Origin of the sequence: Roseivirga echinicomitans, from assembly GCF_001592935.1 — a bacterium.
GTDB classification, from domain to species: domain Bacteria; phylum Bacteroidota; class Bacteroidia; order Cytophagales; family Cyclobacteriaceae; genus Roseivirga; species Roseivirga echinicomitans.
Window position 1 is genome coordinate 413024 of the sequence record NZ_LRDB01000001.1, and the last position, 13708, is coordinate 426731.

Below are 13708 nucleotides of genomic sequence, written 5' to 3' on the forward strand. Positions count from 1 at the left end.
TGAAGCACATACAAATAGCGTAATCCATGCCTCATAAGCTTTTATATACGGTGATAATTGGACTCTTTTGGAATTTACATCCTTTTCATGTGAGTGTGTGTGATATGGAGTACAACAAAGAAGCAAAGGCACTTCAAATCAGCCAACGTATATTTATGGACGATCTCGCCACGGGACTTCAAGGCTTCCATAAAATGGATTACATCGATACCTACAAACCTAAAGATCCAAAAAAGCTAGACAGCTTGATTAACGAATACATTCAGGCCAAGCTTTTTATTACCATTGACGGCAAAAAAGCCAAGCTCGACTATATCGGTAGCGAGTTAGAAGGAGATGCCCGTTGGTGCTATATCGAAGTAAAAAACATAAGCTCCATTTCTGAGTTAGACATTTCGAACGTTGTATTATTTGAGTCCTTTCCAGAGCAAGAAAACATTATTCACCTGAAAGTGAACGAGCAGCTAAAAAGCTATAAACTCAACAAAAAGGAAATTTCACATCTCTTTAAATTTGCCCAATGAAACCTTTAGGTTTTTTATCAATACTACTTTTACTTACCGCTTGTGAGTTTGGAAAAAAGGAAAGCGTAACCACTGCCGAAGTGGTTCAAGCTATTCCGAAAGCTACTTTTGTCAATTACGAGCTCAATAAGATTTCAGAGAAAAAAGGGCCCTGCGTAGCCGATGGAAAGGGGGAGAAATGCTTGAGTATAGAAATTCAGTACCCTACTCTTGATAGCGGAGCCTCTGCCACTGTGCTCGATTCAATCAACCGACAAATACAGCATGACATTTTGAATTACGCTTTTATCAGCGAACCTAAGGATGACTTCAAATTGCTGATTGAGGAAATGAGCCAAGAGTACAAAAAGATTTTGGATGAAAACAAAGACTATAAAACGGGTTGGCTTTTAGAAATTAGCTCTGATATCATTCATCAAGATTCAAGTTTTATCAGTACAGCCACTACAATTTTCACCTTCACGGGTGGTGCGCATCCAAACTCAATGCAGGTGTACCGTAGCTATGATTTAACTACGGGCAAAGTGTTAGAACTAGGTGATATCCTTGTGGAAGGGTATGAGGAAGAATTAAATAAGTTGGCTGAAATTGAATTCAGAATGGACAAGCAAATTCCACCAAGTGAGCCCTTGGATGAGCAAGGCTACTTCTTCGAGGATGGTAAGTTCCAACTCAACACCAACTTTGCTATTATGAACAAAAGCTTATTGTTCTATTACAACGCTTATGAAATTGGGCCATACGCCATGGGCCCCACCGAGCTAGAGCTCAAGTTAACAGACTATGTAAGCCTAATTAAACCCTCTGGAGTAATTGGCGATCTGAAAAATTAATTGTGTTGCACGTAGTGCTCCCACTTTTCGAGTACCGCTTTAAAGTCTTCGGGCAATTCTGAATTGAACTGCTCAAACTGACCCGTTACCGGATGAACAAAACCCAACGATTTGGCATGCAGGGCTTGTCTCGGCATAATTTTAAAGCAGTTGTCTACGAAAGATTTGTACTTAGAAAAACGAGTACCTTTCAATACTTTATCTCCACCGTAAGCGGCATCATTAAAAAGTGGATGCCCAAGGTATTTCAAATGCGCTCGAATTTGGTGCGTTCTTCCTGTTTCCAGATTACACTGAATCAAAGTCACATAACGCAGCCTCTTTAAAATCTTGTAATGCGTTACCGCATGGCGGCCACGGCTTCCATCTTCAATGGCTACGGTGATCCTGCGGTCTTTTTCACTACGACCAAGGTTCACATCAATAGTGCCCATTTCTTCACTGGGTTCGCCCCAAACTAAAGCATAATAAGTACGCTCTATGGAGTGATCGAAAAACTGTTTGGCCAAACCAGCCATGGCTTTTTCGCTTTTAGCGATCACCAATAAGCCAGAAGTATCTTTATCGATTCGGTGTACAAGGCCCGGCCTGCCTTCATTATTCTGCATGGTAGGCAGGTTCTGAAAATGGTAAGTCAGTGCATTTACCAAAGTGCCCGACCAATTGTTATAAGCAGGATGCACCACCATGCCTGCTTCTTTATTTACGATCATCAAGTGATCATCTTCAAAAACGATATTGATTGGAATATCCTCTGCAACAAGTTCGGTGTCGCGCGGAGGTTCTGGTAACGCCACTACGATTTCATCGCCCGGATGTACCTTATAATTAGGTTTTACCGCTTCGCCATTGACGAGTACAAAGCCATCTTTAATGCCTTGTTGCACCTTGTTTCGGGTCACGTTGGGCAGTCTGTCCATCAAGAATTTGTCGATGCGATAAGGCACTTGGCCTTTGTCGGCCACAATTCTATGGTGTTCAAAAAGTTCGTCTTGTTCGTCTATGTCTTCCGCGTAATTCTTCATGTATTCCTATCTGGCTACAAACTTCCGCTATTAAGGCTTATAAAGCAAGGTGGCCTTTGGCCATTAGTTGAACAGTTATTAGGGATGAGGAAATCAGGGAGCTGAAAGTTTATAATTACTCATACCCCGTTCCTTTCAGGTTATACTTCTTTTTGAATTCTTGAATTTCCTCGTAATCTAGACTCTTACCTAAATAGGTTCTTCCAAGTTCTTGAACAAACAAGCCTTGCTGGTAATAATACTCAAGGACTTCAATTATGTCATGAACGTGGTTGCTGTTTAGAATCATAAAATTATAGGAAAGGGTCTCCGCTTTCGTTTGGAGGGTTATCTCATTTTCAATACCTGACATATAGTAGTAAAGTGTGTACCTACTATGTACTTTCTGATCTTTGTAACGATTAAACCCAATCTTCAATGATTGAATTTCGGAAATTGGGAATGACCTACCTAAGAGTGTAATTTGGGATTCTTCCAGAATTATTTCTCCTAAATGTGTACCAAGGACTGGCCTTTCCCCAGTATCTAAATACTGACTAAATAACGCAGACATTCCACCAAAAAAGATCAACCAATTAAAATCCTGCTCTTGAATTAACATGATTAGGTAACCAATAGCAGCTATTAGAATGGAAATAACTCGGCCATAAGTCCTTTTGGATGGTCTTTTCCAATAAGGAGCTTCGTAAATACTGGATTCGAATTTTGCCAATTGCGAATGATTAAAAACGAATATAATCAAAGCGGGCAAACTAATAACCCTCCTTTAGCCTAGAAGGATGCTGAGACACTCGGAAGTTTCAGGGTTTGCCTTTTTCCAACCTAAACAAAGGCACTAATGCCAGTAATGTCTCTGCCTACAATCAGCGAGTTCACTTCTTTGGTACCTTCATAAGTATAGAGTGCTTCGGCATCTGCCACAAAACGGGCAATATTGTACTCCAGCAAAATTCCATTTCCGCCAAAAATCTCACGCGCATGACCGACAATTTCTCGGGTGTGTTTTGTACAGGCTACCTTGGCCAAGGATGCCTGCTGGTCAGTCATGGTGCCTTCATCCTGTAATTTTGAAAGGTGAAAAGCCATGCTCTGAATGGCGGTTAAATCGGTAAGCATTTGCACCAATAAGTCTTGCACCAGCTGGAAACTCGCAATGGGTTTTCCGAATTGGTAACGTTGGGTAGAATATTCTAAAGCACATTCATAAGCACCTCTGGCGCAACCCACCGCCTGCCAAGCCACACCAGCTCGAGTAGCCTTTAATACTTTGGAAGTGTCCTTAAACGAGTTGCATTCTTGCAGTCTGTTTTCTTCGGAAATCTCGCAGTTAGTCAAAGTAATCAGCGCATTCTGAACGGTGCGTAAGGCCATTTTATCTTCTTGTTTTTCGGCCTTAAAACCCTTGGTTCCTTTTTCTACAATAAAGCCTTTTACCTGATTATCGTCCAGATCCCTCGCCCAAATAATGGTCAAGTCAGCGAAAGTAGCATTGCCGATCCATTTCTTTTGACCGTTCAGCAGCCAGCTATCTCCGTCTCTTTTGCAGGTCGTTTCCAGTCCGCCCGCCACAGCCGAACCAACGTTGGGTTCTGTCAAACCAAAGGCGCCAATTTTCTCCATCTTTTGCATGGCTGGCAACCATTTCCATTTTTGTGCTTCACTTCCGCAGAAGTAAATACTGCCCATGGCCAAGCCACTTTGCACCCCAAAAAAGGTGGAAATTGACGTATCAACCCTGGCCATTTCCATCGTAATAAAACCTTCGAGCAAATAACTTCCCATAGGGCTGTCGTAACCTTCATAAGTCAGACCAGCAATGTTGAGTTCTGCCATTTTTGGAATCAGCTCCATCGGAAATCTGGCTTTGTTCCAGCAGTCGTTAGCGATGGGCTTTACATGCTCGTTCATGAATTCACGTACTTTCAGCTGAATTTCTCTTTCTTCTGGAGAAAGAAAACGGCTGAGGTTGTAATAGTCGCCATTGATTTCTGGAGGAACAAATTCCTTATTCTTCGACTTGATGATTTTCATGATTTGGTAAAGCTCGGTTTGATTGAGTTTACCTAGGGCTTCAAGCGTTTCGGAGATATCGAGTTGCGAAACCACTTTACCAAATTTGCGCAGGCTGGAGAAAACAGACATAGTTTATAGTTTAGCTTATAAACTGGGTTTCTGATTTAAGGTTTAGGTAGTTAAAAATACCCGTCACCCTGAACTTGTTTCAGGGTCTGTTTGACCCTTCTTCTAATGTTTTTATTTTGGATTGATATTCAGTTAGGCAGTCTTGGAAAATGGGCAATAGGTTTTTTAATTGTTCCTCCATTGGCTTTTTGGACAAAGCCAGATATCTCTGTTGTGTAAGACTACTTTGAATTTTATCAGATGAACAAATGCAATAATCGTTGGTAAATTCAGGATATTTTTTGGCCATATCTCCTGAGTCAGAAATACATCTATCAATCAAAATTTGTCGACTGCCAGAAGCCCATTCTTTTGTATCTGATTCGGTCAAATTAGTCAGTCCATAATAGACCCCTAAACTAGAGACTATACAGATAAGTACAATTACCCAGTGCTTTCCTGACATGAAATTTTTGTTTTCGATATCTGATTTCACGCTTTTCCTGTTTTCCTGATCAACCGATTTCCTGATCCCTGATCAACTCTTAACTAATTTCCCAATAACTACCCCAATTCCTCTTTCAAAAACTTAGCGGTATAGCCTTTCGTGCTTTTGGCTACTTTTTCGGGCGTGCCTTCGGCTATAATCATTCCACCTTTGTCACCGCCTTCTGGACCTAAGTCAATTACATGGTCTGCGACTTTCACCACATCCATATTGTGTTCAATCACCAAAACCGTATTGCCTTTGTCTACCAATCGGTTCAGTACATCCAGCAAATGCTGAATGTCTTGGAAGTGAAGTCCAGTGGTTGGTTCATCCAAAATATAGAGCGTTTTTCCTGTGTCCTTTTTGGAAAGTTCTGTGGCCAATTTCACGCGTTGCGCTTCACCGCCCGAAAGCGTAGTGGCATGCTGGCCAAGCGAAATGTAGCCCAAACCAACATCGTTCAATGTTTGTATTTTGCGGAGGATTTTCGGCATGTGATCGAAAAATTCTACCGCTTGTTCCACCGTCATATCGAGTACATCAGAAATCGATTTTCCTTTGTAACGCACTTCCAAAGTTTCGCGGTTATAGCGTTTTCCTTTACAGGTTTCGCAAGGCACGTGAACGTTCGGCAGAAAGTCCATTTCAATCAACTTCATTCCAGCACCCTCACAGGTTTCGCAACGGCCACCCTTTACATTGAAAGAGAAACGCCCGGGCTTATAGCCTCTAATTTTCGCTTCTGGCAATTCGGTAAACAGTGAACGAATATCGCTGAAAACGCCAGTATAAGTGGCAGGGTTTGAGCGTGGTGTTCTACCAATTGGTGACTGATCTACTTCAATTACTTTATCAATGTTTTTGATGCCATCGAAGCTATCGTACTCCAAAGGTGTTTTTCTAGAACGGAAGAAATACTGGTTTAGCAGAGGAAAAAGTGTGTCGTGAATCAGGGTTGATTTTCCACTTCCAGAAACGCCTGTAATGCAAATCATTTTACCCAAATCCAGTTTGAGCGTTACGTTTTTAAGGTTGTTTCCTTTCGCGCCCTTAAGCACTAATTTTTCTCCGTTGCCTTCTCTTCTTTCTTTCGGAACCTCAATTTTCTTGATTCCTTTCAAGTAATCGGCCGTGGTGCTGCCTTGCGTTAAAAAGTCATCTGGTACGCCTGCTGCCACTACGTGTCCGCCATGACGACCCGCGCCTGGGCCAATATCGATGATGTAATCCGAAGCCAACATCATGTCTTTGTCATGTTCTACCACGATAATCGTGTTGCCAATATCACGCAAATCCTTCAGCGCTTTGATCAGCTTCACATTGTCTCTTTGATGCAGCCCAATACTCGGCTCATCCATGATATAGAGCACTCCCACTAGCTGTGTGCCAATTTGGGTCGCTAAACGAATCCGCTGTGCTTCCCCGCCAGAAAGGGTTCTGAGCGGTCTGTCCAGCATGAGGTAGTTTAAGCCTACATCGAGCAAGAAGCCGATACGTTTTCTAATTTCCTTAAGTACTTCCGTAGCAATAATTTTCTGCTTATCCGTCAGTCGCTCTTCTAGGTTTTCGAACCATTCCCAAAGGGTATCAATGTCCATTTGAGCCAGTTCAGAAATGTTCTTTTCTGCAATTTTAAAATGCAGTGATTCTTTCTTTAGCCTTGCACCATTACATTCAGGGCAGGTTTTAATCGACATAAAGTCTTCGATCCACCTACGGGTTTTCTCCGTTCCTTCGTCTTTTTGTTTTTCTAGAAAAGAAATTATGCCTTCGAATTTGGTGTTCCATTCCGTGCCCGGATATTTCTTTGAAGTTACTGCCACAGCCACATCATCGCCATACAAAAGCGTATGCATTACCTCCTCAGGAATGTTCTTTATGGGTGTGCTCAGGCTGACTTTGTAACGTTTGAGGATGGCTTCGATTTTCTTGAAAATCCAGATGTCGCGGTAATCGCCAAGGGGTGCAATTCCTCCACGGCTAATGCTCAATTTATCGTCTGGAATTACCGCTTCACGGCTGATTTCTTCTACTTTTCCCAGCCCATTACAGTTAGGACAAGCGCCATAAGGCGAATTGAAAGAAAAGGAATTTGGAGCGGGTTCGTCATAAGACAAGCCACTTTCCGGGTCCATCAAATACTTAGAGAAATGATGGACTTGATCATTCTCATCACTCACCATAATGACACCTTTTCCATGAGTCATGGCGGTTTTTACGCTTTGCGAAATGCGGTAACGGTCTTCTTTCTTAGCGACAATTCGATCGACCACAATTTCAATATCGTGGGTTTTGTAACGGTCCACTTGCATCTTCGGCTCCATGTCCATCACTTCGCCATCGATACGCACTTTGGTGAAACCCATTTTGCGAATCTGTACAAAGAGTTCGCGATAGTGCCCTTTTCTACCTTTGACGACTGGCGCCAAAAGGATCAGTTTCTTTCCTTCGAAATTTTCAATCAGGTGGTCAATCACTTGATCCTCCGACTGACGAATCATTTTTTTGCCTGTGTTATAAGAATAGGCTTCGCTCGCACGGGCATAAAACAAGCGGAGGAAATCGTAAATCTCAGTAAGCGTACCCACGGTAGATCGCGGGTTTTTTGATGTCGTTTTTTGTTCGATGGAGATTACCGGACTAAGGCCGTTGATTTTGTCTACATCGGGCCTTTCCATATCGCCAATAAAAGAACGGGCATAGGCCGAAAAACTCTCCATGTACCTGCGCTGACCTTCAGCATAAATGGTATCGAAAGCCAAGGACGATTTTCCAGAACCAGAAATACCGGTAATTACGACCAGTTTATTTCGCGGAATTACCGTGTCAATGTTCTTGAGGTTGTGTTCTCGCGCCCCGAAAATTTCTATGTATTCATGACCAGAAAGGTCTATTGAAGCGAGATCGATTTTTACGTTTTCCTTGAGTTTTTCCATGGATGTGCTGCCAAAAACAGACAATTGGCAAAGGTCAGGATTTACAGATGGAATTACAACTTAGGGTTGATTATTAATGTTTGGATGAAGGGCTAATTATTAGGTGTATCAACGGCTCACTTTTTTCCAACGTTTGAGATTCACCTTGTTTATATCAACTTCTCGAACCCATTGAAACCAAGGCGTGAAGTCAGATACCATGATAGTTCGCCTTTGATGTGAGTCATAGTTCTCCTCAAGAATGATCTTTCTATCCGAATAGTACTTGTGCTCATATAGAACTCTTTCTAGATCGTTGGAACCTTCACCGAGAAAAACGAAAATCATGGCCGTGACCCAAGTGAAGAAGGCAAATCCAATTCCTAAAATAAAACTAACAAACCAATATCGCTCTTTTCTATTTTTTAAATAGTCTATAAGCACTATGAAAGCCGCAGCTACAGGTGTGCTAAATACAACGAATATTATAAAATCGGTTTCAAAGCTATCATCTCTGAATATAAAAGGGGAGTACTGTCTCAATAATAAATACCCCAACATCAAAGGTATGTAGCACAAACAGAGTTTGAAAACTCTTCTCATTGCCAATTCTCTATCCATCACATCCCCTTCAATTCATAAGTGCCCATAATGGCGAGGTGATCTGAAGTAATTTTGACAGAGTCCAAAGAGCGACAGCCGATACCCTTGGAATGGAAAATGTAGTCAATCGGGATTTGGGCCAAGTAAGGGTTCCAAGCTGGAAAAGTTGGCGTCAGCTTTTTGCGGCTGTCCTGTAACTCGGTGGTCGATTTGAAATTCTTCAATCGGTTGTCCCAAGGCACAGTGTTGAAGTCGCCAAGCACCAGAAACTCACCTTTCTTTTCACTGATGTATTTCTTGGCGATATTCAAGTGTTCGTTGCGCGAATTCCACTTTAATCGAGTGGTTGGCGAACGGGTATGCAAGGCCAAAAAGTTAATTTCCTCCTCATGCATTTTCACCTTTCCGATGATATTGGTGGTGCCGGCCCATTCCACAATTTCAGTATCTATTAATGGATGTTTGCTGAACACCGCAATGCCTTGGCTGGCATCATCATTACTCACCACTTTAGAAAACGGATAATCAATGGCTAGCCCTTTCTTTAATTCGGTTGCCCATTCCGCACTTACTTCTTGAAAAGAAACAAAATCTGGCGAGAGCTGGATCACCCGATCAATCGTGCTTTCGTAGGCTTGATTGGTGGCCAACACATTGAACTGAAGCACTGTCATCTGCTCTTTTCCTTGGTTGATTTGATAGCCCAGACCAATAGGACTATTGATCTTTATCAGCACCAAGAGGTAAATAGAAAAGTTGATGCCCGCCAAGCGGTAATGGTGCCGAATGATCCACAAGATACTTAACAGGCCATAGACCAACATGGCCTGAAACAAAAAGGATTGAAACAGGGTAAGTGTAAAAGTATACGTTGGGATCAGCAGCAAAAGCGCAGGCAATAGGAGCACAGCCGCCAAAGCCCTTTCCTTATTTTTAGGCTGACGCATGAGGCAGTACATTCTTAGCAAGAAGAGCCCGATACGGATTAATATTTTGAGTTTTAACTTATGATGCATGGCTAATGATTTCTTTAGATTTGATATTGTACCAATCAACTTTTCTGGATAAATACATACAGACCCCGAGCACCAAAACGAGGCCAAAACTGCCTACTAAAAGGGCAAAATCTTCGAGTTGAAGGATGATGAAAATGAAGGAATAGATGAGGGTGAAGAAGCCAAACATGACCATTGCCAGCTTCGAGCTTTGTAATATTGATTTAGCGTAGAGCGAAACCATACCCACAATAATGGTCGAGGCGATTAAGTAAGCATTGTTAAACCCAACTTGCTCCGAAAGAGAAAGCAACAAGGTGTAGAAAACGGTCAAAGCCAATCCAACAAGAATGTATTGAACAGGATGAATTCTCTTTTTATTCAGAATTTCAACAAAGAAGAAGGTAATAAAAGTGAGAAACAGAATGAGGATGGCATATTTAGCCGACCGTGTGTTGCGCTGATAATTATCGACTGGCTGATAAAGATCAACGCCAAAGCTAGAATTGCTGATCTGATGTGCCCTTCCTTCCCATTGTTGAGGATAGTTTCGATTTAGGTCGAAGACCGACCATTCCGCAGTAAAACCATTGTCGGTAATGTTATAACTATCGGGTAAAAACTGACCACCAAAGCTTGGGTGTGGCCAAGTGGAAGCCAAACTAATATTCGTGGTTTTGCCAATTGGGTTGAAGGAAAGCGACTCGGTTCCATTGATATTTAAATCGAAGGAAAAGGGAATAGACTTGCTCTCCGAATCAATTGCGACTTTACTATTAACACCAGAACTCAATAAGTCCTGAACAGGAATTCCCGAACCCGCACGATAAGTGTTTTCTCCAAATTGGATCTGAATATCAGATTGGATACCCGCCATGTCGGGAATACCGATAGACACAAAAGCTTCTGACCAAAGAATGCTTTCCTTTTCCACTTGAAAATTGCTGAAGTCCAAGGCCTCAAATTGACCTTCTGCACTAAGTTCAGAATTGTAAACGATGACTTCGTAAATACCCCGTTTCCGTTTTTCAGGGTTCAGTTTACCTTTAACATCCAGCTGCGAGGGAAGAAAATGTGCGTAGTGCTTCGTGGTATAAGGACCATCAACTCCTTTATGAGTTCTGTTAAACGGAATGGTGAGAATTGGCCCAGTGATCTCAACTGGTGCACCCCATTTTTGAGAGACTTCTTCCACCGCTTCAATCTGATTAATTTTCCTTTCGCTGATCAGCGATTTGATCATTGAATTGGGAATTAATAATACGGCAATTAGAAAGCCGATGGACAGCAATTTTATACTTACTGAGGTTTTAATGTTGTTGTTAACTTTTTCGAAAATTGACTCTTGTTTTTCTTCCATGATAATTGAGATTAAAAGTACTTTGCACTTCAAAGTGATAGGATAAAAAAATATTACCCTCTCCCTGTTTGTTCTTTAATTAAAGCCTCCAACGCATCAATATGCACCATAAAAGCCACCTTGCCAGCTTTCGTGGCCACGTATTTCGTATTGGGTTTTCTACCCACAAATGATTTTTGCACTTCTATATATTCTTCTTTTTCCAAGGCCTTTAAATGGCTGGCCAAGTTACCATCCGTTACTTCCAGTATTTCTTTCAGGCGGTTAAAGTCCATCTCTTCGCCTGCTATCAATGCCGACATGATGCCTAACCTCACCCTGTTTTCAAAGGCCTTATTTAATGAATGTATGTTAACTTTCAACGTTCGTATTTAAAGTACATTACCGCACCGTATACAATGTGCATTACGCCAAAACCCAAGGCCCAAATGAGCAATCCATATCCAGGGCTAAGACAAGCCAAAAGCCCAAGACCTGCTTGAATAATTCCCAAATAGCGAATATCTCTAAAGGTATATTTGCTGGCGTTAATCAATGCCATACCGTAAAAGATAAGCGTGGCAGGAGCCATGAGCGAAATAAAGCCACGAGTATACAGAATGATCACGAAAAGGCCACCGATTACCAGCGGAATCATCAGGTTAAGAATTACTCTTTTGGCACTTTCATCCCAAGTTTTAACTCCGTGCTTCTTTGCTTTTTTAGTGGTGAAATACACCCCTGTGCCCACTGCCAAAACAAATACGGCCACTAAATCTACAATCAGCCATGTCAGGTTTTCTGACACTTGGCGCTGACTGAGCAGATCATTATACAGCACAGTACTGCTGTTATAAATCAGCTTATTCGCTATGAATGCACCAATCAACGCATAAATTCCAGCCAAAACCCCCGTTAACCCACTCAGCGAAATAAACCGTGAGGATTTCTCCATAATGGAGCGAATCTCGGAGATGTCTTTCAAGTAATCCTTTTCCATATTAAAAGTACTTTGAAACACAAAGTAAATGATTTGTTTTGATGGTGCAATATTATCTGAAGAAAAAAATGTTCTAGTTTTACAGCAAGAAGTCCAAGCGAGCTTTTGTTGTAGACTTCTGAGGTTCAATCATTCAGGCGCTTAATGAATAAGCATTTTTAACCGAGCATATTTTGACCGATAAAGCATTAATTGACCAAATCAAAAACGGAGACGAACGTGCTTTCGAAAGCCTATTTCGAGAGTACTTCAAAGTGCTTTCCGTTTTCGCCAAGAAATTTCTGAATGACCTGGATGCTGCGCAAGACGTTGTTCAGGAAGTCTTTGTCAAGTTTTATGAGCAGAGAGAAAAATTGGAAGTACATACTTCGCTCAAGGCGCTGCTGTACCAATCGGTGCGCAATCGATGCTTGGACCAGATCCGCAGCACACAAACCCGAAACGTTCATCATGACAATATTCTAGCGGCTTCTTTCGGAACCGATATCGATACTTCTGATTTTATGGAGCAGGCGGAACTGGAACAAATGATTTACAATTCCATTGCCCAGTTGCCCGAACAATGTCAGCTTATTTTTAAGATGAGTCGCTTGGAAGGAAAGAAGAACCAGGAAATAGCCGATGAGCTCGGAATTTCGAAACGCACAGTAGAAACCCAGATCAGCAATGCGCTCAAACGCCTTCGACTCGATCTTTTTGAATACCTAAAAGCATTGATAATCATTGCTTTAGAAATTCTTTCATAAAATTTTCAATCTGGTCTACGTGTGTTTTAGCACCGGGCCGTCATATTACTGAACTCAATGAAAAACAGAAGCACCATAGACGAACACCTGCTGCTTTCCTACTTAAAGGGGGAGGCCACTGAGGCTCAACTTCAGCAAGTGGAAGCTTGGTTGGCGCTCGATAAGGGAAATGCTGCTTTGCTCAATAAATGGAAACAAGCTTGGCAGCATGCGGGTGCCATGGCCGATTTTGCCGCAATTGATGTAGACAAAAATTGGTCGCAAGTGCAAAGCAAGGTTCAACCTAAAAAAACCAAGCAGGTATTCTTGTTGCCAAAAATTTGGCGTGTGGCTGCTGCCATTTTGCTGATTGCTACGGTAGCGTTTCTAGGAAGAGAATTTATGAACAGCTCTGCTGGAGAAATGCAGACCCTAATGGCGGCCAGCCTCAATGGAGAAGCCGCTGTACTTCCAGATGGTTCGCAGGTTTGGCTAAAAGAAGGCTCTTCGATTAGTTTTCCAGAAGAATTTTCTTCCGTGCAAAGAGAAGTGACCTTACAAGGAGAAGGCTTTTTTGACGTGACGCATAATCCTGAACAGCCTTTTATTGTAAAGGCCAAACAGACAGAAACTCGGGTTTTAGGTACCTCATTCAATCTAAATGCTTCGCAAGAAGGGGAAAGAATTGAGCTGGTTTTAATAACAGGAAAAGTAAGGTTTTCTACCCAAGAAGAGGTGGTAGTTTTAACTCCTGGCGATCAGGTAATGATAGATGAAATTGGAAAGCTATCGAAAAAGGAAAATTCAAACGGAAACTTCCTGGCTTGGAAAACAGGCACTTTGACTTTCGAAAATACGTCTATGCATCAAGTAATGGAAGACATTGCCAATGCTTATGGCATCACCTATGAGTTCGAGAATTCAGCCTTTATGAATTGCCCACTGACGACAAGATTCGAAAATGAATCCATAGAAAATGTGTTGCAAGCCATTGAAGCCCTCTTCGATATAGAGATTAATGAAAATAACGGAACCTACATCATTAAAGGAAACGGATGTTAGCGTAGAATCAATTATCAAAACAACATAAACGCTTTGCTTACCAGAGATTGGTCGTTGACGGTGGCAAAACGAAAAA

The 13708-nt window shown here is 41.9% G+C and carries 14 protein-coding genes; 4 read left to right on the top strand and 10 right to left on the bottom strand.

What is annotated here, in order from left to right:
• Nucleotides 1-26 precede the first annotated feature (26 nt).
• Nucleotides 27-524, top strand: a complete 498-nt coding sequence (locus AWN68_RS01870) for a DUF6702 family protein (RefSeq protein ID WP_068410633.1) — start codon at nt 27-29, stop codon at nt 522-524.
• Nucleotides 521-1357 (top strand): DUF3298 and DUF4163 domain-containing protein, encoded by an 837-nt coding sequence (locus tag AWN68_RS01875; RefSeq protein WP_068410636.1) that lies wholly within the window; start codon nt 521-523, stop codon nt 1355-1357. The genes AWN68_RS01870 and AWN68_RS01875 overlap by 4 nt, the downstream gene beginning before the upstream one ends.
• Here AWN68_RS01875 and AWN68_RS01880 read toward each other — a convergent pair.
• The 10 genes from AWN68_RS01880 to AWN68_RS01925 all read right to left on the bottom strand — a co-directional run bounded on the left by AWN68_RS01880 (nt 1354) and on the right by AWN68_RS01925 (nt 11845).
• Nucleotides 1354-2382 (bottom strand): RluA family pseudouridine synthase, encoded by a 1029-nt coding sequence (locus AWN68_RS01880; RefSeq protein WP_068410639.1) that lies wholly within the window; start codon nt 2380-2382, stop codon nt 1354-1356. The genes AWN68_RS01875 and AWN68_RS01880 overlap by 4 nt on opposite strands.
• A 115-nt stretch (nt 2383-2497) precedes the next feature.
• Nucleotides 2498-3094, bottom strand: coding sequence for a hypothetical protein (locus AWN68_RS01885; protein WP_068410643.1), 597 nt, complete (start codon nt 3092-3094; stop codon nt 2498-2500).
• 110 nt (nt 3095-3204) lie between these two features.
• The gene (locus AWN68_RS01890; RefSeq protein ID WP_068410647.1) at nt 3205-4524 is read right to left on the bottom strand and encodes an acyl-CoA dehydrogenase family protein; all 1320 of its coding nucleotides are present in this window, start codon (nt 4522-4524) and stop codon (nt 3205-3207) included.
• Between the two features lie 79 nt (nt 4525-4603).
• Nucleotides 4604-4999: a hypothetical protein gene (locus tag AWN68_RS01895; protein WP_172796021.1), complete on the bottom strand. Its 396-nt coding sequence runs from the start codon at nt 4997-4999 to the stop codon at nt 4604-4606.
• A 68-nt stretch (nt 5000-5067) separates the two neighbouring features.
• On the bottom strand, nt 5068-7929 hold the full coding sequence (gene uvrA / locus AWN68_RS01900) for an excinuclease ABC subunit UvrA (RefSeq protein ID WP_068410653.1): 2862 nt from the start codon (nt 7927-7929) through the stop codon (nt 5068-5070).
• 108 nt (nt 7930-8037) lie between these two features.
• Nucleotides 8038-8511 (bottom strand): hypothetical protein, encoded by a 474-nt coding sequence (locus AWN68_RS01905; RefSeq protein WP_157716032.1) that lies wholly within the window; start codon nt 8509-8511, stop codon nt 8038-8040.
• 17 nt (nt 8512-8528) lie between these two features.
• Complete coding sequence (locus AWN68_RS01910) at nt 8529-9527, bottom strand: endonuclease/exonuclease/phosphatase family protein (RefSeq protein ID WP_084362724.1); 999 nt, start codon at nt 9525-9527, stop codon at nt 8529-8531.
• Nucleotides 9517-10866, bottom strand: a complete 1350-nt coding sequence (gene creD / locus AWN68_RS01915) for a cell envelope integrity protein CreD (RefSeq protein WP_068410662.1) — start codon at nt 10864-10866, stop codon at nt 9517-9519. Before creD ends, AWN68_RS01910 begins: the two co-directional genes overlap by 11 nt.
• Before the next feature lie 53 nt (nt 10867-10919).
• Nucleotides 10920-11228, bottom strand: coding sequence for a winged helix-turn-helix domain-containing protein (locus tag AWN68_RS01920; RefSeq protein ID WP_084362725.1), 309 nt, complete (start codon nt 11226-11228; stop codon nt 10920-10922).
• Nucleotides 11225-11845, bottom strand: a complete 621-nt coding sequence (locus tag AWN68_RS01925; RefSeq protein ID WP_068410669.1) for a hypothetical protein — start codon at nt 11843-11845, stop codon at nt 11225-11227. Before AWN68_RS01925 ends, AWN68_RS01920 begins: the two co-directional genes overlap by 4 nt.
• 173 nt (nt 11846-12018) lie before the next feature.
• Between AWN68_RS01925 and AWN68_RS01930 the strand changes: the two genes are divergently transcribed.
• Together AWN68_RS01930 and AWN68_RS01935 are read left to right on the top strand one after the other, a co-directional pair.
• Nucleotides 12019-12591, top strand: coding sequence for an RNA polymerase sigma-70 factor (locus AWN68_RS01930; RefSeq protein ID WP_068410672.1), 573 nt, complete (start codon nt 12019-12021; stop codon nt 12589-12591).
• A 57-nt stretch (nt 12592-12648) separates the two neighbouring features.
• Nucleotides 12649-13632 (top strand): FecR family protein, encoded by a 984-nt coding sequence (locus tag AWN68_RS01935; protein WP_068410675.1) that lies wholly within the window; start codon nt 12649-12651, stop codon nt 13630-13632.
• Nucleotides 13633-13708: the final 76 nt, after the last annotated feature.